Source organism: Actinoplanes sp. NPDC051513 (assembly GCF_044454685.1).
Lineage (GTDB): Bacteria > Actinomycetota > Actinomycetes > Mycobacteriales > Micromonosporaceae > Actinoplanes.
On sequence record NZ_JBITDW010000003.1, the window covers coordinates 366027 to 389445 of the forward strand.

19 protein-coding genes are annotated in these 23419 nt (G+C 72.6%); 14 read left to right on the top strand and 5 right to left on the bottom strand.

Translation table 11 applies throughout. The annotated features are described in order from the left end of the window. Position 1: 1 nt before the first annotated feature. Positions 2-2212 carry a hypothetical protein gene (locus ACIA5D_RS11730; RefSeq protein ID WP_396029826.1) on the bottom strand — a complete coding sequence of 737 codons (2211 nt, stop codon included), beginning with the start codon at positions 2210-2212 and terminating at the stop codon, positions 2-4. A 59-nt stretch (positions 2213-2271) separates the two neighbouring features. Between ACIA5D_RS11730 and ACIA5D_RS11735 the strand changes: the two genes are divergently transcribed. Genes ACIA5D_RS11735 through ACIA5D_RS11760 form a run of 6 tightly spaced genes read left to right on the top strand, consistent with a single transcriptional unit; the run spans position 2272 to position 7279 of the window. Next, positions 2272-2667, top strand: coding sequence for a nuclear transport factor 2 family protein (locus ACIA5D_RS11735; RefSeq protein WP_396029827.1), 396 nt, complete (start codon positions 2272-2274; stop codon positions 2665-2667). 55 nt (positions 2668-2722) lie between these two features. Further along, positions 2723-4723, top strand: coding sequence for a thioredoxin domain-containing protein (locus ACIA5D_RS11740; protein ID WP_396029828.1), 2001 nt, complete (start codon positions 2723-2725; stop codon positions 4721-4723). Positions 4724-4751: 28 nt separating this feature from the next. Then, on the top strand, positions 4752-5894 hold the full coding sequence (locus tag ACIA5D_RS11745; protein WP_396029829.1) for a 5-(carboxyamino)imidazole ribonucleotide synthase: 1143 nt from the start codon (positions 4752-4754) through the stop codon (positions 5892-5894). Continuing rightward, complete coding sequence (purE, locus tag ACIA5D_RS11750) at positions 5894-6391, top strand: 5-(carboxyamino)imidazole ribonucleotide mutase (protein WP_396029830.1); 498 nt, start codon at positions 5894-5896, stop codon at positions 6389-6391. Before ACIA5D_RS11745 ends, purE begins: the two co-directional genes overlap by 1 nt. A 9-nt stretch (positions 6392-6400) precedes the next feature. Beyond that, complete coding sequence (locus tag ACIA5D_RS11755; RefSeq protein ID WP_396029831.1) at positions 6401-6817, top strand: hypothetical protein; 417 nt, start codon at positions 6401-6403, stop codon at positions 6815-6817. Positions 6818-6838: 21 nt separating this feature from the next. Next, the gene (locus ACIA5D_RS11760) at positions 6839-7279 is read left to right on the top strand and encodes a glutaredoxin domain-containing protein (RefSeq protein WP_396029832.1); all 441 of its coding nucleotides are present in this window, start codon (positions 6839-6841) and stop codon (positions 7277-7279) included. Positions 7280-7589: 310 nt separating this feature from the next. On the opposite strand, the gene ACIA5D_RS11765 is transcribed toward ACIA5D_RS11760, so the two are convergent. Continuing rightward, complete coding sequence (locus ACIA5D_RS11765; RefSeq protein ID WP_396029833.1) at positions 7590-13019, bottom strand: SCO7613 C-terminal domain-containing membrane protein; 5430 nt, start codon at positions 13017-13019, stop codon at positions 7590-7592. A gap of 146 nt (positions 13020-13165) precedes the next feature. Then, positions 13166-14533 carry a UDP-glucose dehydrogenase family protein gene (locus tag ACIA5D_RS11770; RefSeq protein ID WP_396029834.1) on the bottom strand — a complete coding sequence of 456 codons (1368 nt, stop codon included), beginning with the start codon at positions 14531-14533 and terminating at the stop codon, positions 13166-13168. An 89-nt stretch (positions 14534-14622) separates the two neighbouring features. Here ACIA5D_RS11770 and ACIA5D_RS11775 point away from each other — a divergent pair, with 89 nt between their 5' ends. Further along, on the top strand, positions 14623-15777 hold the full coding sequence (locus ACIA5D_RS11775) for an acyl-CoA dehydrogenase family protein (protein ID WP_396029835.1): 1155 nt from the start codon (positions 14623-14625) through the stop codon (positions 15775-15777). A 44-nt stretch (positions 15778-15821) separates the two neighbouring features. Beyond that, the gene (locus ACIA5D_RS11780; RefSeq protein ID WP_396029836.1) at positions 15822-16625 is read left to right on the top strand and encodes an SAM-dependent methyltransferase; all 804 of its coding nucleotides are present in this window, start codon (positions 15822-15824) and stop codon (positions 16623-16625) included. A 22-nt stretch (positions 16626-16647) separates the two neighbouring features. Here ACIA5D_RS11780 and ACIA5D_RS11785 read toward each other — a convergent pair whose 3' ends face one another. Beyond that, on the bottom strand, positions 16648-17445 hold the full coding sequence (locus ACIA5D_RS11785) for a DUF3152 domain-containing protein (protein WP_396029837.1): 798 nt from the start codon (positions 17443-17445) through the stop codon (positions 16648-16650). A 199-nt stretch (positions 17446-17644) separates the two neighbouring features. Between ACIA5D_RS11785 and ACIA5D_RS11790 the strand changes: the two genes are divergently transcribed. The 5 genes from ACIA5D_RS11790 to ACIA5D_RS11810 are packed head-to-tail and all read left to right on the top strand — an operon-like array spanning position 17645 to position 21463. After that, the gene (locus tag ACIA5D_RS11790; protein WP_396029838.1) at positions 17645-18460 is read left to right on the top strand and encodes an SAM-dependent methyltransferase; all 816 of its coding nucleotides are present in this window, start codon (positions 17645-17647) and stop codon (positions 18458-18460) included. Further along, positions 18457-20049, top strand: coding sequence for a putative bifunctional diguanylate cyclase/phosphodiesterase (locus tag ACIA5D_RS11795; RefSeq protein ID WP_396029839.1), 1593 nt, complete (start codon positions 18457-18459; stop codon positions 20047-20049). The genes ACIA5D_RS11790 and ACIA5D_RS11795 overlap by 4 nt, the downstream gene beginning before the upstream one ends. A 28-nt stretch (positions 20050-20077) precedes the next feature. Then, positions 20078-20461: a YbaB/EbfC family nucleoid-associated protein gene (locus ACIA5D_RS11800; protein WP_396029840.1), complete on the top strand. Its 384-nt coding sequence runs from the start codon at positions 20078-20080 to the stop codon at positions 20459-20461. Continuing rightward, on the top strand, positions 20454-20768 hold the full coding sequence (locus tag ACIA5D_RS11805) for a hypothetical protein (RefSeq protein WP_396029841.1): 315 nt from the start codon (positions 20454-20456) through the stop codon (positions 20766-20768). The genes ACIA5D_RS11800 and ACIA5D_RS11805 overlap by 8 nt, the downstream gene beginning before the upstream one ends. Further along, a complete protein-coding gene (locus tag ACIA5D_RS11810) occupies positions 20765-21463 on the top strand; it encodes a WXG100 family type VII secretion target (RefSeq protein ID WP_396029842.1) in 699 nt (232 codons plus the stop codon). Before ACIA5D_RS11805 ends, ACIA5D_RS11810 begins: the two co-directional genes overlap by 4 nt. A 100-nt stretch (positions 21464-21563) precedes the next feature. On the opposite strand, the gene ACIA5D_RS11815 is transcribed toward ACIA5D_RS11810, so the two are convergent. Next, a complete protein-coding gene (locus ACIA5D_RS11815) occupies positions 21564-22925 on the bottom strand; it encodes a peroxidase family protein (RefSeq protein ID WP_396029843.1) in 1362 nt (453 codons plus the stop codon). A 100-nt stretch (positions 22926-23025) separates the two neighbouring features. On the opposite strand from ACIA5D_RS11815, the gene ACIA5D_RS11820 reads away from it, so the two are divergent. Next, the gene (locus tag ACIA5D_RS11820) at positions 23026-23418 is read left to right on the top strand and encodes a cupin domain-containing protein (RefSeq protein WP_396029844.1); all 393 of its coding nucleotides are present in this window, start codon (positions 23026-23028) and stop codon (positions 23416-23418) included. The last annotated feature ends 1 nt before the right edge of the window (position 23419 follow it).

Consider the following 23419-nt stretch of genomic DNA (forward strand, 5'->3'; position numbering starts at 1 on the left):
TTCACGTGATGCGGAGCGTCACGGCGGGTGGTTTCGGGCTCTCGCCGGCCTGATTGGCGGCGGTCACCGTGAACTCGTAGTCGTGGTCGCGGATCAGCAGGGACTGCACGGACGGCGGGCCCGGCGCCGGGAACACCGACCTCGTGAACTGCTTCTGCTTCGCCGTGCGGTCGCGGTAGTACACCCAGTAGTGGACGTTCCCGCCGAGCGCCGTCCAGGTCAGCGTGACCTGGCCGGGGCCGGTCACGGTCGCGGCGAGATGCGCCGGCTCGGCGGGCAGCGGCGGGTTCGGGGTGGCCCGGACGGGCCCGCTGGGGGCGCTCTCGGCGCCGTTGCGCACCGCCGTCACGCGGAACTCGTAGACATGCCCGTCGACCAGCGCACCCACGATCGCCGCCGGCTCGTCGAGTGGGTACGGGCTGCGGGTGAACCTGGTCTGTCCGGCGGTGACGTCGCGGTAGTAGGCGAGGTAGGTGAGCCGGCCGGCGGGCGCCGTCCAGGTCAGGTCGGCCCGGCCGTCGCCGGCCCGGACGCGCAGGCCGGTCGGGGCCGGTGGTGGGGCGTACCGGGCGGTGGCCCGCGCCACGGCGGAGGGCGACGACTCGCCGCTCGGGCCGATCGCGGCGATGCGGAACTCGTACGTGTGGCCGTGCACGAGCGGCGCGGTGGTGAACCCGCGCGGCCGGTCGATCGGGTAGTCGACGCGGACCCAGGCCGAGCCGTCCGTCACGTCCCGCTGGTACAGCCAGTACCAGAGGTTCGCCCCGGGATCGGCCCAGGCCAGCGTGATCCCTCCGGTGCCACTCGGGGTGGCGGTCAGTCCTTCGGGGACGGTCGGTCTCGTACGGATCGCGCGTGCCACCGTGGAGAGTGGAGAGTCGTCGGCCGAGACTTGGAACTCGTAGGTGTGGCCGTCCTTGAGCAGGCCGGCATCCGTGGTCGTGCCGGTGACGGGCGACGGCCGGCGCGCCGGGTGGGTCTGACCGGCGGTGACGTCCCGCTCGTACACCCAGTAGCGCCGGGCGCCGGCGACGGCCGTCCAGCGCAGGGCCGGGTGCACGTCGTTGACGGCGGCCGTGAGACCCGCCGGGGCGGGAACCCTCGTGGCGGGCGCGGCCGGCGGCCAGGTCACCTCGACGAAGCGGGGACGGTAGATCCGCGTGTCCGCGTACCCGGCGTCCTGGTCGAGGGTGTTCACGTTGTACGACACCAGCAGCTTCCCGTCGCGGGCCAGCTCGGGGTGCAGACGTGCGTCGTAGGACACCAGGGACGTGCCCGGCGGCGCCTCGGACGGCGTGTAGAGCTGGATCGGCCCGTCCCACGGTCCGGTCGGCGTGGGCGACGTGTACGCCACGATGGACGGGTTGAACACGAGGTTGCCCTCGGTGGTGACCAGCACGTACCGGTCGCCGACCCGCTGCACCGAATAGCCGGTGTTCACCCCGCTGAGCAGACGCGCCGACCGGGTGACGTCCGCCGACCAGCCGGAGCCGTCCCAGAACTCCCAGCCGCCGCCGGCCGTCATCCGCGCGACGTGGGCGAACCGCAGGGCATCCGTGGTGTTCTCGGCGCCGTACACAAACGTCTGCCCGCCGTCCCGCAGCACGGCCGAGCCCCACGCGGTCCGGTCGCCGAGCGGCAGCTCGGTGACCTTCCGCAGGGTGAGCCCGGGGAGGTCGAAGGTGGCCAGTACCGAACCGGTCAGCGTGAAGTCCCACAGGCCGGTGCCGTCGGTGCGGTAGCGGTTGTAGAAGGCGTAGAGCTTGTCACCGGAGGCGAAGCCGTCCTGCGCCCAGTAGTACTGGCCCGTCTGCGGGGGCCTGACCAACGTCGCCGGTTGGGCGTCGGTGCCGCCGTGCACGGTACGGACGGCCTGATCACCCTGCTGCACGACGATCGTGTTGCGGAGAAACGGTGTGTCGTGCGGCCGTGTGTGGCCGGCGTCGACACGGCCCAGGTACGTGTCGGAGAAGAGCCACGCGACCCGCCCGTCCGGCAAGGCCACCGAGGCCGTGTTGTCGGCGCCGCTCCAGGCGCCGGAGGTGTCGCCGTACCGGTCGAACATGGCGGTGAGCTCGGCCGCCGCGAGCCGTGGCGGAGGGCTCGGCAGTGGCTGTGCCGCTTCGCCCCGGTCCCGGTGGATCAATCCTGCCGCCAGCGCGCCGAGCACGATCAGCCCGGCCGCCCCCGCGAGCCAGCGCCCCGTCTTCATAGTCCTTCAGCATGGCATCCGGGATTGCCTTGTACTAGAACGTGTTCTAAGTTCGAGGGGTGACGTTGACGGTTCGTGATCTGGCTCGGCGCTCGCAGGCGGCGGCCGGGATCAAAGACCGCGAGACCTGGCTCGGGCTGTTCGCCGACGACGCCGTGGTCGAAGACCCGGTCGGCCCGTCGCTGCTCGACCCGGCCGGCAAGGGGCATCGCGGCGCCGGCGCCATCGCCGCGTTCTACGACGCCGTGATCGGCCGGGTCGACCGGCTGGGATTCGAGATCGAGCGGTCGTATCTCTGCGGCGACGAGATCGCCGACGTCGGTGTGATCCACATGGATCTCCCGGGCGGGTCCACGGCCGTCGTCCGGGGTGTGTTCACCTACCGGAGCAACGGCTCGGGGAAGCTCGTCGCGCTGCGCGCGTTCTGGGAGTTCGACGCGGTCGAGTTCGCCTGATCGACGCGTCCCGCCAACCTCGGCCCTTCGCCGCGGGCCGTGAGAGGGTTGGTGCATGGCCAACCGCCTCGCCGATGCGACCTCGCCCTACCTGCTTCAACACAAGGACAACCCCGTCGACTGGTGGGAGTGGTCGGCAGAGGCGTTCGCCGAGGCGAGGCGGCGGGACGTGCCCGTGCTGATCTCGGTGGGTTATGCGGCCTGTCACTGGTGTCACGTGATGGCACACGAATCCTTCGAAGATGAGGGCATCGCGGAAGCCATGAACGACGGCTTCGTGGCCATCAAGGTCGACCGCGAGGAACGGCCCGATGTCGACGCGGTCTACATGACCGCCACGCAGGCCATGACGGGGCAGGGCGGGTGGCCGATGACCGTCTTCGCCACGCCGGAAGGCGATCCGTTCTTCTGCGGGACCTACTTTCCCAAGATGCATTTCGCGCGGCTGCTCGATTCGGTGAGCGAGGCCTGGCGCGACAAGCGGGACGACGTCGTCAAGCAGGGCGCGGCGGTGGTGCAGGCGATCGGCGGGGCCCAGCTGGTGGGTGGGCCGACGGCGCCGATCTCGGCGGAACTGCTCGCGGCGGCGGTCGGCAGTCTCTTGAAAGACCACGATGAGACGTACGGCGGGTTCGGCGGAGCGCCGAAGTTTCCGCCGCACATGGGGATGCTCTTCCTGCTGCGGCATTACCAGCGGACCGGCAACGCCGAGGCGCTCGACGTGGTGCGGGAGGCCGCCGAAAGGATGGGCCGGGGCGGGATCTACGACCAGCTCGCGGGCGGGTTCGCGCGCTATTCCGTGGACGCGCACTGGACGGTGCCGCACTTCGAGAAAATGCTCTACGACAATGCGCTGCTGCTGCGGGCGTACACGCAGTTGTGGCGTCTGACGGACGACCCGTTCGTCAAGCGGATCGCCGACGAGACGGCGGTGTTCATGCTGCGTGATCTGGGCACGCCGGCCGGTGGGCTGGCCTCGGCGCTGGACGCGGACGCGGCGGGGGTCGAGGGCCTGACGTACGCGTGGACTCCGGCCCAGCTCGTCGAGGTGCTCGGCGCCGACGATGGCGCGTGGGCGGCCGATCTCTTCCGAGTCACCGAGCAGGGCACGTTCGAGCACGGCAGCAGCGTGCTGGTCCTCGCGCGCGACATCGACGCCGCCGAGCCGTCGTTGGTTTCGCGATGGCATCGCGTACGGGAGAAGCTGCTCGACGCGAGGGCGGGCCGCCCCCAGCCCGCGCGGGACGACAAGGTCGTGGCCTCCTGGAACGGGCTCGCGGTGACGGCGCTGGCCGAGCACGGGGTGCTGACCGGCAACGCCGCGTCGCGCGAGGCGGCGATCGGGCTGGCCGAGGTGCTGGCTACCCGGCACCTGGTCGACGGGCGGCTGCGGCGGGTCTCGCGCGACGGGGTGATCGGTGCGCCGGTCGGCGTGCTCGACGACTACGGGTGTGTCGCCGAGGGGTTCCTGGCCGTTCATCAGCTCACCGCCGACGGTCGCTGGCTCGAGCTGGCGAAGACGCTGCTCGATGTGGCGCTCGCGCACTTCGGCACGGGGGAGGGCGGCTTCTACGACACGGCCGACGACGCGGAGCGCCTGGTCACCCGGCCGGCCGACCCGACCGACAACGCCACGCCGTCCGGCTTCTCGTCGATCTGCGCGGCGCTGGTCGCCTATACGGCGCTCTCGGGCGACCCGGGCTATCGCGAGGCGGCCGACGTCGCGCTCGAGAAGCTGGGTCCGCTGATCGGGGGGCACCCGCGCTTCGCGGGCTACTCGGGGGCGGTGGCCGAGGCGGCGCTCTCCGGGCCGTACGAGATCGCTGTGGTCTCTCTCGAAGCGCAAGATGATCTCGTTGCTCTCGCCCAGCGCCATGCCCCGCCGGGGGCCGTGATCGTCGCCGGCGAGCCGGATCGCCCGGGCGTGCCGCTGCTGGCGGATCGGCCGCTGCTGGGCGGGCTGCCCACGGCGTACGTGTGCCGCGGCTTTGTCTGCGAACGCCCGGTCAACGATGCCGGGGCGCTGGTCGCGCAACTGGGGTCACAGCAGGGCTGAGCAGGGGTGTCGCTAGGCTTGCCAGGCGATGGATACCCGAACCGGTCTGCCCGTAGTCGGCATGGTGGGCGGCGGCCAATTGGCCCGAATGACCCACCAGGCCGCCATTTCCCTCGGCCAGTCACTGCGCGTGCTCAGTGTCTCGCCCGACGACAGTGCCGCGCTGGTGGCGGCCGATGTGCGCATCGGCACGCACACCGATCTCGCCGCGCTGCGTGAGTTCGCGAAGGGGTGCGAGGCCGTCACGTTCGATCACGAGCACGTGCCGACCGGGCACATCGAGGCGCTCGAAGCCGACGGCGTGAAGATCTTCCCGGGCTCGAAGGCGCTGGTGTTCGCGCAGGACAAGGGGCTGATGCGGGAACGGCTCTCGGCGCTGGGCGCGCCGGTGCCGCGCTGGCGGCGCGTTGCCACCGCCGGCGACATCAAGAGCTTCGCGGCCGGGTCCTGGCCCGTCGTGGCCAAGGCCGTCCGAGGCGGGTACGACGGTCGCGGCGTGTGGATGCTGTCCTCGCCTTCGGAAGCGCGTTCGCTTGTCGAGACCGGCACTCCGCTGATCGTCGAGGAGCGCGTTCCCCTTCGGCGCGAGCTCGCGGCGCTGGTGGCCCGGTCGCCGTTCGGGCAGGTCGCGGCCTATCCGGTGGTCGAGACCGTGCAGCAGGACGGCATCTGCGTCGAGGTGCTGGCGCCCGCGCCCGGCCTCTCCGAGGCGCGCGCGCTCGAGGCGCAGCAGCTCGCGATCGATCTGGCGACCGAGCTCGGCGTGGTCGGGCTGCTCGCGGTCGAGCTGTTCGAGACCGACGACGGCGTCGTGGTCAACGAGCTGGCGATGCGGCCGCACAACTCCGGCCACTGGACGATCGAGGGCGCCCGCACCTCGCAGTTCGAGCAACACCTGCGGGCGGTCCTCGACTACCCGATGGGCGCGACCACGCTGACCGCGCCCGCCGTCGTGATGGCGAACGTGCTCGGCGGCCCGTCCGGCGGCATGTCGATCGACGAGCGGCTGCATCACCTGTTCGCCACCGACCCCGGCGCCCGCGTCCACCTGTACGGCAAGCTGGTCCGCCCCGGCCGCAAGATCGGGCACGTGACCGTGCTGGGCGACGACATGACCTCGGTGCGGGCCCGTGCGGCCCGGGCCGCCAAATGGCTTCAGGAGGGTTCGTAATGGCGCCGGTCGTCGGCATCATCATGGGCAGCGATTCGGACTGGCCGACGATGGAGGCGGCGGCGCTGGCCCTCGCCGAGTTCGAGGTGCCGTTCGAGGTCGGCGTGGTCTCGGCCCACCGCACCGTACGCAAGATGGTCGATTACGCCGAGTCGGCGGCCGACCGCGGCATCAAGGCCATCATCGCCGGCGCCGGCGGCGCGGCCCACCTGCCCGGCATGGTGGCGGCGCTGACCCCGCTGCCGGTGATCGGGGTGCCGGTGCCGCTCAAGCACCTCGACGGGATGGACTCGCTGCTGTCGATCGTGCAGATGCCGGCCGGGGTGCCGGTGGCGACGGTCTCGATCGGGGGAGCGCGGAACGCCGGGCTTCTGGCCGTGCGCATCCTCGGGGCGTCGGATCCGGCGCTGCGGGGCAAGATGACGGCCTTCCAGGCGGGGCTCGAGAAGCTGGTGGCGGAGAAGGACGCCGCCCTGCGAGAGCGCCTGCTGGGCTAAGGTCGGCGCATGTCGCACCTCCTCGGCCGGTGGGGGCTCTCTGGGGTTTTGTTCGCGCTCGCGGTCGCCTACGGCGGGGCGCGGCTGGCGGACAGCCGGCCGGTGGGGGCGTTGTTGCTCTTCGGCTTCTTCGCCGTGATCGCCTTCGTCGTCTCGCCGTGGATGTTTCCGCGGTCGGTGAGCGCGGCCGAGGCCGAGCGGCTGAGCGCGGCGGACGGGCGGCCGATCGTCTACTGGCGACTGCGGTGCCCGTGGTGCCTGCGGCTTCGGTGGGCGCTGCGGGGCGAGGCGGGGCGGCTGCACTGGGTCGACATCGGGATGGACCCGTCGGCGGCGGTGGAAGCGGTTCCCGCGGTGGCGCTCAACGGAACGACCCTCGTCAATCCCACGGCTTCGGCCGTTCGCGCGCTGGCGCGACCGGGGTGAGCTTGCGGTAGCGTCACGCCCATGATGCGGCGTTGGGGTCTGTCGATCAGTGTGTTCGCGCTGGCGCTCGTTTTCGGGGCTGCCGAACTGATCGCGGGGAATGTTGTCGCGGCCGTCGGATTGTTCGTTCTCTTCGCTGTTCTCGCCGCCCTGGTGTCGCCGCGTGCCTTTCCCGCGTCGGTGACCGACGCGCAGGCTCGCGCGCTGAGCGCCGCGGACGGGCGGCCGATCGTCTATTGGCGGCCGGGGTGTCCGTTCTGCATGCGACTGCGGGCAACCGTCGGGCGCGACGCCGGCCGTCTGCACTGGGTGGACATCTGGGCCGACCCGGACGGCGCGGCGTCGGTCCGCGCGGTCGCCGACGGCAACGAGACCGTGCCCACGGTGATCGCCGGCGGCGAGGCCATGGTCAACCCGAGGCCCGAGGTCGTGCGCGAGCTGGTGCGCAACACGGCGGCCTAGGGCCCACGCGCCTCGTGCGCAACAGCGCTGTCCAGACCGGGTCCCGCGGAAGGCTGATGACTTCCTGCTCGCAACGAACCGCAGATCATCAAGCTCCGACGCGGGCTGACGCCCAGGCAGGCCGGAGCAGCCAGCCAGGCGGGGACGCAGGCAGCCGAGCCGCCGACCGACCGCGACGGGCCGCGCCCACCTCAACCACGCGCTCCCCGGCATGGCACGCCCGGCCCGGCCATCGAACAACGGTGACCAGCTGCGCTCACCGCGACCAGGCGCGTAGGCATGAGGCGGTGGCCCTCTCGCGCCGACGGTCTCAGCGCATCTTCACCAGGGCGTCGCGCAGGCCCTCGCGGGTGCGGCGCCGATTTTCGTTGGTGGCGCCGAAGATCAGCAGGATGATGCCCAGCGGCAGCAGGACCAGCCACGGGCCGACCAGGGTCACCGCGAAGTGGATCGCGGCGAACGCCGTGGCCACGGCGCCGACGACTACCGGCGCCTGCTGGCGGTAGATCGAGCCGACGATCAGCGTGGCTACGGCGGCCAGCAGGAGCACGACCTCGCGCAGGTCGCCGCCGTCGCCGGCCAGGACGATGCCGATCGTGGGGACGAAGGCGGCCAGCAATGCCGGACCGTAGGCGGCCCAGCTGCTCAGGTCGGTGCGGGTGCGGGATTCGATCACGCCCACCGCCAGCGCGAGCGCGGCGAAGGGCAGCGTGTACGCCTCGGGGAGCGCGACGTCGGCGAGCGCGATGAACAGCCACCAACCGACGATCTCGAAGCCGACGGCCAGCCAGAACAGCAGGCGGCGCTGGCTGGGGGAGCGGCCCGTGCGGGCGGCCGCCAGGCCCAGTACGGCGCCCCACGCGGCCAGCAGGGCGGCCAGGTGGGCGGGGGCGTCGTAGGCCAGGGCGCCGGCCAGGACCGCGGACGTGTAGCCCGCCCATTCGACGGTGCTGGCCTCGGCGCGGTAATGCGGGAGGCCCAGCCGGGGGACGGTGGCCTCGATGATCAGGAGGGCGGCACCGACGCCCAGGACGCCGAACGCCGCCCACTCGCGGGCCACGCCACCGGCGATCGCGGCGGCAAAGACGAAGAGCTGGGCCATCACGGCGGCGAACAGCCAGCCGAGGATGCGGGCCGACTGTGAACGACCGGCCAAGGCGGCGACCAGGCCGACGCCGACCGCGGAGCCCAGCGTGAACAGCGTGAGCTGCTGCTGGGCGAGGCTGCCGGCCAGGCCCGCGTTGCCCGCGAGCAAGCCGATCACGAAGACGATCGTGCGGGTGGTGCGCAGCAGGCCGGCCCGGCCGCCCGCCGGGGGCGGGGTGAGGGCTAGGCCGAGCATGACGATCGTGAAGACGACCAGGCCGGCGGTGGTGGCGGCGGGGAACGGCGCGTGCAGCGCGATCGGGGCGATTAGGATGGTGATGGCCACGCCGGGCAGGATGACCGGCACCGCCTCGGACGTCTTGCCGCCGAAGCCGATCGCGGCCAGGGCCGCGGCCCCGGTGAGCAGGACGATCGCGAGGACGCTGGTGGCGTCGACGTTGCCGGACGCGGGCTGGGACAGCGCGGGGATCGGGCCTTCCCAGATGTGGCGCATCTGCTGGAGCGGGTCGACCAGCGCCGCCTTGAGGGCGGGGGCGATCGAGAAGATCGCCAGCACCGTGGGGACCAGGGCCAGCATCACGGCGCTGGTGGCCGGGTCGACCAGCCAGCGGTTGCTGAGGCCGCTCGGGCGCAGGCTGGTCCAGCGGGACGCGTAGCGGGAGCCGGACCAGGACCGGCTGCGCGCGACGGTGAGGCCGGGCGCGGGGATCGCGCCGCGCAGCAGTTCGGCCAGGACGCCGAGCAGGGCCGCGGCGGCGGCGTAGAGCGCGGTGGGGTGGTCGGTGGGCACCGACGCGAAAGCGGTGATCGTCGCGCCGAGCACCAGGCCGACCGTGGCCCACGGAAGGTACTGCGGAATCCCGCGGCCGATCAGCGCGAGCAGGGCGAGGCTGAGGCTCGAGGCGGCCAGCGCCGAGGTCAGCACGACTTGGGCGCCGCTGCCCTGCTCGGCGGCGAGCGCGGCGAAGATGCCGGGCAGCCCGAGCAGCACCGTCCCGGTGGCGGCGCCGCCGATCTGGGCGCGGTGCCGGGGCATGCCGGTGTCGTCGCGGGCCAGGTCGGCCTCGGTGATGATCGGCGACCAGAAGCCACCGGCGTCGACCGGCACATCTTCGGGGGCGACCGTGTAGGCGACGGGAGTGCGGGCCATGACCGCGGTGAGCGCGGCGATCGTGACGATGATCAGCAGGGCGACGCCGGTGGACCACGGGCGGGCGAGGCCGGCGCCGGCCGCGTGCAGCAGCACGGCGGTCGCGGCACCGGCGCGGCAGAGGGCGGCGCGGGGGTCGGTGGCGGCGATCGCGGCCATCGCGTACGCGACGCCGACCGCGCCGCCGATCAGCAGCGGCGACCACCACGGCAGCCCGATCGCGAACGGCGTGCCGATCGCCGCGAGCGCGCCGGCCGTCGCCGAGATCGCGTACGACCACGGGCGGGGCGCCGCGAACGCGGCCGCGATGGCCACCACGACCAGCGCGAACGGGGCCTGCCAGGCGCCGGGCTGGGCCGTCGTCGGGTATTGCGTCAAGTCGGCGGCCCAGACCGCGCCGTGCAGGCCGAGGATCCGGACGCCGCCGGCGAGCGCCTGCCAGCCGGCGATCGCGCCGACCACTGTTCCGGCGAGCGCGAGACCGCGTACGGGGCCGCGCCGCCAGTCGTCCGGCAGGGCGGCCACGCCGAGCGCGACGATCAGCACCACCACGCCCGCCACGGCCAGCGGCGCCTCCGGGAAGGCCAGGGCGAATACCCGGGCCAGCGCGCCGCAGATCGCGACCGTCGCCGCGGCCGCGGCGATGTCGGGGCCGTCCAGGACCCGGTCGCTGCGCCGGCCGTTGTCGATCGACTTGGCGAAGAACAGCAGGCCGGCCGCGACCAGCAGCAGCGCGCCCACCCAGATGTCGGGCGCGGTCGCGCCCGGGGCGAGCAGCGCGGCCAGGGCCAGGGCGACCGCGCCGAGGCCGGCGCCGGCGGTGAGCGGCACGCTGATCTCGCGGCGGGCCACCTGGAAGACGGCGGCGTAGCTCAGCGTCGCGGCCACGGCCAGGAAGCCGACAGCCAGGGCGGGCACGGTGACCGCCTCGGTCGCGGGCGGGCCGCCGCCCTTGTCGGAGACGGCGAGCGCGCCGGTGACCACGGCGCCGGGCAGGGCGAGCGCGGCGGCGCCGGCCGCCCAATCACCGACCAGCCACGCGTACAGCCGGATCGGGATCTGCCGGGCCGCCACGGCGATCATCACGCCGGCGCCGGCCAGCGCGGTGAGCACGGCCGCGGTGAGCCAGGACGCGCTGAGCGCGGCGCCCGCGCCGAACAGGCCGACCGTGCCGGCCGCGGCGACGTGCGTGATGGCGATGCGGCGGGTGCCGGCCGCGAGGCCCGCGCCGCCGATCGCGATGGCCGCGAGCACCAGCGGCCAGGGCGCCTCCGACCAGCGCAGGCCGAGCGAGGCGGGCACGGCCAGCGCGGTCAGCGCCACGCCGATCACGGCGCCCTCGTGCCGCCAGCTGCGCGGCAGGGCGAGCGCGGCGGCGATGGTGAGCAGCAGCGCGCTGAACGCGAGCAGCCAGCCGGACGGGCCGGCCGCGTCGGCGATCTTCTGCGCGTACGCGGCCGTGTCGGCGTCCCAGATCGGGCGGGCGGCCGACAGCGGCGCGAGTGCGGCCCGCAGGCCGTCGATGGTGAGGAAGACCCCGAGGATGACCAGGGCGCAGGCCGAGGCGATCTCGGGGCCGACCCGGACCAGCGGTGGCAGCAGGCCGACGACCGCGCCGGTGACCGCGACCGTGGCGGCGGCCACGACCAGCGTCCAGCGCGGGTCGACCACGTCGGCGATGCGGGCCGCCGAACCGATCACGGCCAGGGTCAGCACGCCACCGGTGATGTTGCGGGCCAGCAGGTTCTTGAGCAGGCCGGCGGCGGCCACGGCGGCGAGCGCGGCCAGCACCAGCACGAGGCCCGAGCGCACCGCGTCGGGCACCGCCTGGGCCTGGAGCAGGGCCACCGACGAGTAGAGCAGGGCGCCCGCGCTGGCCACACAGAGCAGCGCGAACGTGAGCTCGCGCAGCCAGTCGGCCGAGGGCGGTGTGGCCGGCGGCGCGAGCGGGACCGAGCCGGCGGGCGGGGCGCCGGCCGGGCGCGGGCCGGGGAAGATCCGGGTACGCAGCCAGCGCCGTCGCGGCCCGGTCATCCCCGAGATGATCAGGTCGGGTTCCTCGGGCCGGGACTCCGGGCGCGGCGGGGCGTCCGTCGCGTACGAGCCGGGGTCGGCCGGGTCCCCGCGGCGCAGGTAGTCGGCGGCGCCGGCGTCCGCGGCGGCGAGCGTCTCGCGGTCGGCGCCGACCGGGCGGCCGATCGGCCACTGCGGCACCAGCCGGCCGCTGCGGATCACGGTGGTGAGCAGGAACAGGTCGAGCACGGCCACCACGGTCAGGGCCATGCCCCAGCCGGCCGGGCTCTGGATCGAGGGGTACGCGAGCAGCAACGGCACCGGCTGGAGCGCGACGACCGTGGCGTATCGGGGTGCGCTCAGACGGGTGGCGGTGGCGTACAGGAACGCCGCCACGGATGTGATCGCGAACGTGACGCCGAGATAGAGCGGCAGGGACACCCGGGACCCGCCGGCCAGACTGCTGCCGTGCAGCACGTACAGCGTCATCGGCAGCAGCGCCAGGCCGACACCGGCGATCGTCTCGGCAGTCGAGCTCAGGCCACGCTGGGCGATGCCGGGCGCGGCCACCAGGGCGATCGCCGTGAAGATGGCCAGGATGACCGCGCGGGCCAGCGGGTTGCTCACCGCGACGCCGGCGAAGACCACTGCGGCCACGCCGATGAGCAGCGCGCCGAGGGCGAGCAGGATGTTCTGCACCGACTGGGTGGAGGCCTCGGGCGGGTGCTGCTCGCCGCCGGTGAAGCCGGCCCGGCGCGGGGGCGGGCCGACACGCTCGGTGGGCGGCGGGTCGTCGACCAGCGCGGTCACGCCGTCGGTGGCGACGCCGGGCGGGCCGGTGTGCGGCGAACCCGGGGGCGCCCACTCGGGGCGCGGACCGGTGGCGCTGCCGCGCGACCGGCCGGTCGGCCCCGACGTGGCGGCCCGGCCCGGAGGCGGTGGCGTCGCGCCGCCGGACCGAGCCCCGGGCGTCGCGCCGCCGGACCGAGCCCCGGGCGTCGCGCCGCCGGACCGAGCCCCGGGCGTCGCGCCGCCGGACCGAGCCTCGGGCGGCGGGCCGTCGGGCCGGGCTCCGGGCGGCGGGGGCGTCGGGCCGTCGGGCCGGGCCCCGGGCGGAGGCGGTGGCGTCTCGTTCACCGGGGCGGAACCGGGCGGGGGCGGCGCTCCGGTCGGCGCGGGACCGGGCGGTGGCGGGGGCGCCTCGCCCTCGTGACCCGTGGGCGAGGGAGGCGGCGGGAACTCCTCGGAGGGCTTACGCCGTACGCGACGAGGTTTTGCGGCCTTTTTGGCCTTTGTCTGTTGATTTGCGTGCGCGAGAATGTCTCGCTGGAACTGCGCCGCCTGGATCTTGGCGGCGATGTTCGTGCGCTCCTTCGCGGCGGCCATGTCGCGGATTTTGAGTTCCGCTATCGAGGCATCGATCCGAGACAGCTCGTCGTCGTAGCCGTCGGATTTTCCAGCCTGCGCCACGGCACCTCCTCGACCCCCGCCGGCGGCCCGGCCAGCCCGAGATGACTAGCCGGGGACAACTAGAGCATGCCGGTACGACACCTCATTAGAACAGGCTCACCCGGGCGGAGATCTAGGGAAACGGGCGCGAAACGCCGCAGGCGTTGTCACGCGGGCGGGCGACCGATACCCCGATAGGTCCACCCGGCGCGCGCCCACTGGGCGGGGTCCAGGCAGTTCCGGCCGTCGATGACGCGGCGGGCCTCGACCAGCTCGCCCAGCAGCGCCGGGTCCGCGTTGCGGAACTCCGCCCACTCGGTGGCGATCACCACAAGGGCGGCGCCGCTCACCGCGGCGGCCATCGTCGGCGCGTATGTGAGAGACGGCTGGGCGCGGCGCGCGTTCTCCATGGCCTCGGGGTCGTAGACCTGCACGCGCGCCCCGGCCGCGGCCAGCGCGGCCGCGGCGGCAAGGCTGGGCGCGTCGCGTACGTCATCGGAGTTGGGCTTGAACGCCGCGCCCAGCACCGCCACCCGCGTGCCGGAGAGGTCGGGCCCGGCCGGGCCGACCGGCCGGCCCAGCAGCTCGGCCGCGAGATCGAGCACCCGGCCCCGCCGCCGGGTGTTGATCAGATCGACCTCGTGCAGGAAGCGCAGCGCCTCGCCTGCGCCCAGCTCCTGCGCCCGCGCCTGGAACGCGCGGATGTCCTTGGGCAGGCAGCCGCCGCCGAAGCCCAGCCCCGCCTGGAGGAACTTGTTGCCGATCCGCGGGTCGTAGCCGATCGCCCGGGCCAGCTGGGTGACGTCCGCGCCGGCCACCTCGCACACCTCGGCCATCGCGTTGATGAAGCTGATCTTCGTGGCCAGGAACGCGTTCGCCGCGACTTTCACCAGCTCCGCCGTCGCGAAATCGGTCACCACCAGCGGGACCTCGCGGTCCTCGGTCGCGGCCAGGTCGAAGACGCCCTTGTGCGCGGCGGCGAGCAGGTCGTTCGCCCACTCCGAGCGCACGCCCGCGACGATCCGGTTCGGGCGCAGCACGTCCTCGACCGCGAAACCCTCCTGCAGGAACTCGGGGGACCAGGCCACCTCGACGCCCAGCGCGGGATCGGCGAGCTTCGCGACCAGCTGCTCGACCCACGAGGCCGTGCCCACCGGCACGGTGGACTTCCCGACGATCAGGGCACGGCGGCGCAGCAGTGGTGCGAGATTGGTGACGGCCCGCTCCACGTACGTGAGATCGGCGCCCATCCCGTCGCCACGCTGCGGCGTGCCCACGCAGATGAAATGCACGTCAGCTCGGTCGGCCGCGTCGGCGTACGAGGTGCTGAAGCGCAGCCTCTTCGCCGCGAGGTTGCGGCGGAGCAGGTCGTCCAGGCCCGGCTCGTGGAACGGAACCCGGCCGTTCCGCAGGGTTTCGATCTTGGTCTCGTCCACGTCGACGCCGATCACCTCGTAGCCGAGCTCGGCGAAGCAGATCGCGTACGTGGCGCCCAGATAGCCGGTGCCCAGGAACGACAGGCGGGGAAGTGTCACACCCCGCCTAACGATCGAGCCCCTGGTGGGCGAGTGCTACGCGCCAGTAACATAGCGGGGGGTTTCCTCTCCGTGAAAGGACCGCGTTCATGCCTGAGTTCGACGTCTACCGGCTGCCGGAGGACCACGAGACCATCCGCGCCGCGGTGCGCGAGGTCTGTGACGCGCGGGTGGCGCCCCACGCCGCCGAGGCGGACGAGACTGCGGAGTTCCCGAAGGCCTCCTACGAGGCACTGAAGTCGTCCGACTTCCACGCGCCGCACATCCCGGTCGAGTACGGGGGTGCGGGGGCGGACGCGCTCGCCACCGCGATCGTGATCGAGGAGGTGGCGCGGGCCTGTGCTTCCTCGTCGCTGATTCCCGCGGTGAACAAGCTCGGGACCATGCCGCTGTTGATCGCCGCGTCCGAGTCGCTGAAGCAGCAGTATCTGCCCAAGGTCGCCTCGGGGGAGGCGATGTTCTCGTACTGCCTCTCCGAGCCCGAGGCAGGTTCCGATGCCGCCTCGATGACCACGCGAGCCGTACGCGATGGGGATTTCTATGTTCTCCATGGCGTGAAGCGATGGATCACCAACGCCGGGGTGTCCGAGTTCTACACCGTTTTCGCGGTGACCGACCCAGCTGCTCGCTCCCGGGGCATTTCCGCGTTTGTCGTGGAAAAGTCTGACGAAGGGGTGTCTTTCGGGGCACCGGAGAAGAAGCTCGGGATCAAGGGCTCGCCGACCCGCGAGGTCTACATGGACAACGTGCGCATCCCCGCGTCCCGCATGATCGGGGCGGAGGGTACGGGTTTCGCCACCGCCATGCAGACCCTCGACCACACCCGGGTGACCATCGCGGCGCAGGCGATCGGCATCGCCCAGGGCGCGCTGGACTTCGCGAGGGGCTACGTGAAGGAGCGCAAGCAGTTCGGCAAGCCGATTGGCGACTTCCAGGGCGTCCAGTTCATGCTGGCCGACATGGGCATGAAGCTCGAGGCGGCCCGCCAGCTGACCTACGCCGCGGCCGGCAAGAGCGAGCGCGGCGACGCCGACCTGACGTACTTCGGCGCCGCGGCGAAATGCTTCGCCTCCGACGCCGCCATGGAGATCACGACCGACGCGGTCCAGCTTCTCGGCGGGTACGGTTACACGCGCGACTACCCGGTGGAGCGCATGATGCGCGACGCCAAAATCACCCAGATCTACGAGGGCACCAACCAGGTGCAGCGCATCGTGATGGCGAGGCAGCTCCTCAAGGACTGACGGAGGGTCCACTCTGCGCTCACCGACTGACTACAGTGGCCGGCATGTCAGAGTCGCCCGATGTCTCCGCTCTGAACACCTCCCGCCGGTACAACGAATGGGTCGGTGGGAAGGACCACACCGGGGTCGAGCGTGAGTCGACCAAGACGATCCTGACCGTGCTGCCCAACATGCTCGCCGCGGCCAAGGAGGGCCGGGCCGTCGTGATGCGGGCCGTTCGTGATCTGGTGGCGGAGTGCGGGATCCGGCAGATCCTCGACATCGGAGCCGGGCAGCCGATGAAGCCCAACGTGCATGAGGTGGCGCAGCGGATCGATCCGGCCTGCCGGGTGGTCTACGTCGACAACGATCCGCTGGTCGGGGTCCACCATCGCGGCACGGTGATGAGCCGGCGGGAGGGGCGGGCCGAGTTCCAGGCGGGTGACCTGCTGAACGCCGACGAGATCCTCGCCGGCGACCAGGTCAAGGAGGTGTTCGACCTCGGCCGGCCGGTCGCGGTGCTGCTCGCCAGCGTGCTTCACCTGATCGAGGACGACGAGCTCGCGTACGCGGCGGTGCGCCGGCTGCGGGAGTCGCTTCCGCCCGGCAGCTACCTGATGATCGTCCACGGCACCTTCGACACGCTGCCCGAGGAGACGCGCCGGGCGGTGCGGGCCCTGATAGCCACCGGCAAGCATGGCGCCTACCGGGCGCGTTCCCGGGCGGAGATCGAACGGTTCGTCGACGGGCTGGAGCTGCTGGAGCCGGGCATCGTCTCCAGTGTGGAGTGGCGGCCCGATCCCGCGAAACCGCCGCAGACCAGCGTGGCCGACGCGATGTGCTACGTGGTGGTCGCGAAGCTACCCTGACCGCCCCCCGGCGCGCCTGCGGTCAGCTGAGCTTGCCCTCGTCGCGGCGCGGCGTCTTGTCGTCGTACACGCCGGACCGGCCGTGGTAGGAATGACCGTCGGGGTAGGGCCACGGGTTGGGCCGGCAGCCGTGCAGGCCCAGGGTCTGCTGCTGCATCACCGGAGCGAGATCGCCTTGGCCGGGGCAGAGTTCGTGGCCGTTGCCCAGGCGGTGGCCGACCTCATGGTTGACCATGTACTGCCGGTAGACGGGCAGGCCCGCGCCGGCGAACCCGGGGACGCCCTTGACCCACCGGGCAACGTTGAGGACCACGCTCTTGCCGTTGCGGCAGGAGGTGTAGCCGTCGCCGTTGTCGTCGCAGAGCCGGTCGCGGGTGACAGGAGTGGCCAGGTAGACGGTGAAGTCGTACGGCCGGCCGGGGCCGACTCGCTGGAAGCGCCAGCGGCCGCCGGCGGTCCAGCCGTGCGGGTCGGCCAGCGTCGTCTGCACGGCCTTCGCGAAGTCGGCCGGCGCCAGGCCCACGATGCCCTTCTCGACGGCCACCCGGTAGCGGAACAGCCGGCCCGCGTGTCCCGCGGGCGGGTCGCTCTCGGCGGGAGCGATCAGCCAGGCGTCCTTGCCCTGTGCGGGGTAGGTGATCGGCGTCGCCGTCGCCGCCTCCGTCGCCGCCTCCGTCGCCTTCTGCGCTGGTATGACCGCCGGCGACGTGACCGCCGGCGGCTCGACCGGGGGAGCGGCAGGCGCTGCGTTGCCGGGGCCGGTGCCGCAGGCCGCGAGGGTCAGGGCGGCGGCGATCCACAAGCGTGCGCGGTTGGCCATGCGTCTTCCCTTCGGGCGTCCTGTGCACCTGACGGATGCCCGGGACGCGAGGTTGCTTCGGGAAGCGAAGCCCGCGGGTGAGCCGGCTCACCGTGTCCCGTCACCGGCGTCGGCGCCACCGCCGATGAACAGGGCGAGCAGGTCGATCCCCGGGGCCCGGGTACTGGCCCTCGATCGATTTACGTACTTGAATGACCGGATGGCCGAGGACTATGGGTGGGTGCCGGACGGCGTGGACATCACGGTGCCGGACGCGTCGCGGGTCTACGACTACGCGCTGGGCGGGGTGCACAACTTCGCGGTGGACCGGGAGTTCTGGCGCCGCGCGGAGGCGGCTTTCCCCAGCGCGGCGCTGGTGGCGCGGGCGAACCGGGCATTCCTCGGCCGGGCCGTGCGCTGGCTCGCCGATGCCGGGGTGCGGCAGTTCCTCGACATCGGGTCGGGCATCCCGACGCTGGGCAACGTGCACGAGGTCGCGCAGGAGGCCAGCCCGGACGCCCGGGTCATGTACGTCGACATCGATCCGATCGCGGTACAGCAGAGCCGCAGCCTGCTCGCCGACAACCCGTACGCCCGGGTGGTCGAGGGCGATCTGCGCGACCCGGAGGGCATCCTCTACCACCCCGACGTGCTGCGGCTGATCGACTTCTCCGAGCCGGTGGCGGTGCTGACCGTGGCCGTCCTGCACTTCGTGCCCGACTCGGCCGACCCGGCGGGGATCCTCAAGCGGCTCGGCGACGCGCTGGTGACCGGCAGCTACCTGGTGATGTCGCACGCCGGGCCGGAGGCGACCCCCGAGGGCCGGGAGGCGCAGGAGCGGGCGCGCAAGCTCTACGAGCGCACGCCGACGCCGGTGATCATTCGCGGCCGGGAGGAGGTCGCGGCCCTGATCGGTGGCGACTACGAGATCGTGCCGCCGGGGGTGGCGGCCGCCACGGACTGGCACCCCGATCCCGACGAGGCGGACGAACCGCCGCAGCCGACCGCGCTCGTCGCGGTGGCCCGCAAGCGATGAGGCCGGGGGCCGATCTGACCGCCCTGACCGCGGAGTGGCTGCGCGGCGTCACGGGCGCGGTCTTCGTCCCCGGTGTGCGGGCTCGCGCCCGCGCGGCCCTGCGGGAGCTGCTCGAGGAACTGGTCGCCGCCGTACGGGCCGAGCCATTCGATCCGGCCGCCGGCGACCGCATCGGCACCGAGCTCGTCGACCTGCGGATGTCCGCGCCGCCGGTGATCGGCATGACCGTGCGGCTGCTCGCGGCGAGGCTGCCCCCGCTGATCGAGGGCGATCCTGCGGTCGTACGCGCCAGGATTCTTGATCTGCTCGAACATGTCACCACCGGATTCGTCGCCGCCCAGCGCGACGCGGCGGTGCGGGCGGCCGAGCAGATGAACCGGTCCGAGAAGATCCACTGGCGGCGGGTGCAGACCGACCTTCAGCGGCGCCTCCAGCACGACCCGGTGACCGGCCTGCCCAACGAGCAGCAACTGCGGCAGCATCTCGCGGCCGGCGACGGGATGGGACTCTGTCTGCTCGGCATCGACCGGTTCCCGGAGCTGGCCGACACGCTCGGGCACGACACCCTGCTCACCGCGGTCGCCGCGATGCTGCGGCAGATCACGGGCGTTTTCCTCGCTCACCTCGGAAACGACCAGTTCGCCCTGGTCGCCGACGCCAACGACCTGCTCAAGGCCGCCGACGAGGCCCGGCGCGTGCTGCTCCCGCTGCGCGTCGACGTGCGGGCGGCCCTGGTCGAGGGCGCCGGCCGGACCCCCGACGACTGGCTGCGCGACGCCCGCCTCGCGCTCGGCTGGGCCCGGCAGGATCGGCGCGACCATGCCGTCTTCGAGCCGGGCCGAGCCGAGATCGACCGTCGCCGGCACCGGCTGGCCGCCGATCTTCCGTCGGCCCTGGACAACGGCGAGATCGTGGCCCACTACCAGCCGCTCTACCGCCTCGCCGACCGCGCGGTCATCGGCGCCGAGGCGCTGGCCCGCTGGCAACGCCCGGCGGGCGGCCCGCTGCTCGGCCCGCCCGACTTCATCACGCTCGCCGAGCGCACCGGCCTGATCCGCCCGCTCGGCCGCCAGGTGCTCGAACAGGCCTGCCGGCAGGGAGCGCGGTGGCGGCGAGCCGGACACGACCTGCTGATCAGCGTCAACCTGTCGCCGTTGCAGCTGAGCGAGCCGACGCTGCCGGCCGACGTGGCGGACATTCTGCACCGCGCCGGCCTGCCGGCCGGCAACCTCCAACTGGAGATCACCGAGAGCGCGGCTCTGGATCACGGCAGCGTCACCCTGCGGCAGGTCGCCGACCTCGGCGTACGCCTGGCACTCGACGACTTCGGCACCGGCTACTCCAGCCTGGCCACGCTGTCCCGGCTGCCGGTCTCGACCGTCAAGCTGGCCGCCGAGTTCCTCGCCGAGCCTCGGGTGCTCCAGCACGCGATCGCGCTGGGCCACGCGCTCGACCTGACCGTGACGGCCGAGGGGATCGAGACCGCCGCCCAGGAGTCGCTGCTGCGGTCGCTGGGCTGCGACATCGGCCAGGGGTTCCATTTCGGTCGCCCGTCGGGCAATCCGGACACTGTGGTGGGCCGCTGCTAGACTCCCGGGCAATTCACGGGGGTGAATGATGACATTCCTCGACCCGGATGCGGCCGACACCTACCTGCAGGGCTGGAAGGCCCGGATCGACCGGATGGCTGCCGACACCAAGGCCATGAGCGACCGCCTCGCCGACCTGCGGGTGACCGCGTCCGACGACGACGGCCTGGTCGAGGTGACCATCGACTCCACCGGCGTCCTGCTGGACGTGCGGTTCCACCAGCGGATTCAGCGCGCCGCGCCCGAGGCGGTCTCCCGGGCGCTGATGAGCGCGCTGCGGGCGGCCCGGCTGAAGGCGGCCGACCACACCCGCGAGATCATCACCGAGACGGTGGGCAGCGAGTCGGTGGCGGCCCGCACGATCGCCGAGCGGGTCGAGCGGCAGTTGCTGGGAGCGTCCACCGATGTCTGACGGCTTCGCCGTCGACTCGCGGCAGATGCGAGCGCACGCGGCGCGGATAGAGGCGGTGCAGCAGCGCTTCGGCGCGGTCCGGGCGGCGAGCGCGGCCATCGCCCAGGACGACGCCGCCTACGGCGTCCTGTGCGGCTGGATCTCCGCGATTCTCCAGCGGCGACACGTACGGCAGGACGAGCTCATCGCGTACGTCGAGGAGAATCTGCGCGCCGCGGCGGAGGCCGTGGTCCGCACCGGGGACGACTACGACCGATCCGACGACGAGGCGGCGTCGCGCCTGCGCCGGGCGGGGGGCGTCGGATGACCTCCCCGCTGGTCGCCGACGTCGCCTCCACCCGTACGGCGTGGACCGGCGCGTCCCTGGCCGACAGCTTCCAGGGCGTCCACCAGGCCGTGACCGGCGGCGGTTGGGTCGAGGGCGCCCTGGCCGGCGGCGCTTTCGCCGTCGAGGCCGCCGCGACGGTGCTCGACCCGTTCAGCGCCCTGCTGTCGAACGGCCTCGGCTGGGCGATGGAATATTTCGAGCCGTTGCGCGAGATGCTCGACAACCTGGCCGGCATCCCCGACCGCGTCATGGCCCACGCCGCCACCTGGACGAACATCTCGGCGTACCTGTCGGAGATGTCAGCGGACCTCCGGTCGGCGTTGACCGCGGACCTGCCCGATTGGCAGGGGCCGGCGGCCGCGTCCTACCAGGGCCTGATGGCCAACAACGTCGAGGCGCTCTCCGGCCTGGGTGTGCTGGCGGCCACGATGTCGGCCTCCACCCAGGCGGCCGGCAACCTGGTCCAGCTCACCCGCGACCTCGTCCGCGACCTGATCTCCGACCTGGTGGCCCGCGTGATCGTCTGGGCCGCCGAGTCCCTCCTGGTGGTGACGATCCCGGTGGTGGCCGCCCAGATCATTGCCGCGGTCGCCAAATGGGCGGGCCGCATATTGGGCTACACCAGCGCCCTGGTCGGCAGCCTCCGCAACCTGACGACGCTCCTCGAGGGGTGACGCTATGGCGGGGAGCATGACGGGTGTCGCTTGACTACCGGCTGACCCTCGCCGGCGCCACTCCGATCGGCGCGATGGCGGAGCGGGCACTGATCCCCGGTCAGGCCGTGCCCATCGTGATCAGGTCGGCCAGGGCGAACTCATCTGCCGCAGCCGGCAGCGTCGGCCGCCAGTCCGCCTCCAGGCTCAGATAACTCGCCGGATCCGCCCGCAGCAACCCGATCAGGACCTCCGCCACGATCCGTCCCCCGACCGGCCCCAGCCGATCCCCGTTGTCTCCCCGGCTCTCCGCCTCCTTGAGGATGTAGAACCACAGCGGCGTCCCCTGTGGCCACGGATGTCCCAGCTCCTCCGCGGTCAGCGGCTTCACGCCCATCACCTTCGCAACGGCTTCTCCGCTGGGAAGCTTCGTGGTCTCCCCGCGCAGCAGATCACGCACCGCCAACGACCGGTACGCCGACGTCTCCACGGCCCCCGTCACCTGCTCCGGGAGCCCGATCAAGCTGGCCGCCAGCCGGCCGTCCAGCCGCTTGGCCCGCTGCGCCGCCGGATGCCCCGGCACGTCGAAGATCTGCGTCAGATCCAGGCGTCGATCGAGCGGCAGCGGCCCAAATCCCACTAAATCTGGGAAAAGTGGTACGGCGGAGCCGCCCTCCCGCAACCGATACGTGTGCCGAATCTGCCCGTGCCCGTACCGATAAGCGGCATCCGCGAACTCGAGCGGAATGAACGCCTCGGTGGGCGCGAACCAACGGCCCCCAGAGGCCAGCACCTCCGCGACCAGATCGCCGCCCACCAGCCGCGGCAGGAAGTCGTGCACGACAACCCACTGGTAGTGCCGGGTCAACGCGACCCGGGCCCGATCGAACACCTCCGTCGCCGGCACCCCGCCATCGCGTAGCCAGTCGACGATCCGGTTGTGCGTCCGCAGCAGCGCAACATGCAGGCTCAGCGAGAACAGGTGCACGTCGTTGCGCGGGTCTCCGATCAGCGCCGTGCCCTGCTGGTTGCGCGGCACGTCACCGCCATCGGGCCCGAGCAGGAATTTCGCCGGGTCGCCCACGTCGTACAGGAACGGCGACCCCACCGGCCCGTCCGAGTAGAGCATCTCCAGGTTCAGCTTCGGCGCCCGCGCGTTGCGCAGCGCCGCCGGGTCGGCGCCACCGTCGATCGCCGACCTGTCGGCGGTGATGTCATGCGCGATCAGCTGCCCGAAGAACGGCCAGCCCGCCGCCCCGGTCGCGTCGTCCCCGCCCGGGGCGAGCGAATCCAGCACCGGCGCCGCGTCGCAGATCCCCCCGGTGTCGCCGGCCCGCATCAGCAACTGCGGATCCGTGCCCAGCGGCGCCAGGTCCGGGAACATCCGCCCGTAGCGCGCCGCGCCCGTCGGCCGGTCGACCGATCGCACCAGGCTGAGGCAGTGGTCGCGAGCCGCCAGGTGGCTGCCGTGCGAGATGGTCATCGTTCCTCCGAGGTTCGGCTACCTCAGCCATGACAACCCAGTTCCACGATTTGTGACAGCGCGCACGTCACATATCGCACGACCACTCGGTCGACCTTGTATGACCGAACGATCGAACGCATGGCAGTCCGCGGTCACCGTGGTCCAGGAGGCCGAGCCCCCGTTCATTCCCGAGGGCGCCCACGCGATGACCATCACCATCGAGTACCCGCCCGGCGATCCCGGCGCCCCGCCGCATCGTCACCCCGGTGGCCCCGCTTTCGGCTACGTCCTGGAGGGCGAGATGCTCTTCGAGCTGGAGGGCGAGCCCCCACGCGTGATCAAGGCGGGCGAGGCCTTCTGGGAGCCCGGCGGCAAAGTCGTCCACTTCCAGGACGGCAACAACCGCGACGACGTGCGCCTGCGCTTCCTGGTCACCATGCTCTGCGAGCCGGGAAAGCCCATGCTGGTCCTGGTCGACGAGGACGAGCTCAAGGCCTTGGGCCGCGCCTGAC

Bases quoted from the DNA above. Each gene is read 5' to 3' on its own strand.
- ACIA5D_RS11740 (WP_396029828.1), top strand. From the start codon at position 2,723: ATGGCCAACCGCCTCGCCGATGCGACCTCGCCCTACCTGCTTCAACAC.
- ACIA5D_RS11805 (WP_396029841.1), top strand. From the start codon at position 20,454: ATGTCTGACGGCTTCGCCGTCGACTCGCGGCAGATGCGAGCGCACGCG.
- ACIA5D_RS11815 (WP_396029843.1), bottom strand. From the start codon at position 22,925: ATGACCATCTCGCACGGCAGCCACCTGGCGGCTCGCGACCACTGCCTC.
- ACIA5D_RS11800 (WP_396029840.1), top strand. From the start codon at position 20,078: ATGACATTCCTCGACCCGGATGCGGCCGACACCTACCTGCAGGGCTGG.
- ACIA5D_RS11790 (WP_396029838.1), top strand. From the start codon at position 17,645: ATGGCCGAGGACTATGGGTGGGTGCCGGACGGCGTGGACATCACGGTG.
- ACIA5D_RS11730 (WP_396029826.1), bottom strand. From the start codon at position 2,212: ATGAAGACGGGGCGCTGGCTCGCGGGGGCGGCCGGGCTGATCGTGCTC.
- ACIA5D_RS11745 (WP_396029829.1), top strand. From the start codon at position 4,752: ATGGATACCCGAACCGGTCTGCCCGTAGTCGGCATGGTGGGCGGCGGC.
- ACIA5D_RS11810 (WP_396029842.1), top strand. From the start codon at position 20,765: ATGACCTCCCCGCTGGTCGCCGACGTCGCCTCCACCCGTACGGCGTGG.
- ACIA5D_RS11785 (WP_396029837.1), bottom strand. From the start codon at position 17,445: ATGGCCAACCGCGCACGCTTGTGGATCGCCGCCGCCCTGACCCTCGCG.
- ACIA5D_RS11820 (WP_396029844.1), top strand. From the start codon at position 23,026: ATGACCGAACGATCGAACGCATGGCAGTCCGCGGTCACCGTGGTCCAG.
- ACIA5D_RS11795 (WP_396029839.1), top strand. From the start codon at position 18,457: ATGAGGCCGGGGGCCGATCTGACCGCCCTGACCGCGGAGTGGCTGCGC.
- ACIA5D_RS11775 (WP_396029835.1), top strand. From the start codon at position 14,623: ATGCCTGAGTTCGACGTCTACCGGCTGCCGGAGGACCACGAGACCATC.
- purE (WP_396029830.1), top strand. From the start codon at position 5,894: ATGGCGCCGGTCGTCGGCATCATCATGGGCAGCGATTCGGACTGGCCG.
- ACIA5D_RS11780 (WP_396029836.1), top strand. From the start codon at position 15,822: ATGTCAGAGTCGCCCGATGTCTCCGCTCTGAACACCTCCCGCCGGTAC.
- ACIA5D_RS11755 (WP_396029831.1), top strand. From the start codon at position 6,401: ATGTCGCACCTCCTCGGCCGGTGGGGGCTCTCTGGGGTTTTGTTCGCG.
- ACIA5D_RS11760 (WP_396029832.1), top strand. From the start codon at position 6,839: ATGATGCGGCGTTGGGGTCTGTCGATCAGTGTGTTCGCGCTGGCGCTC.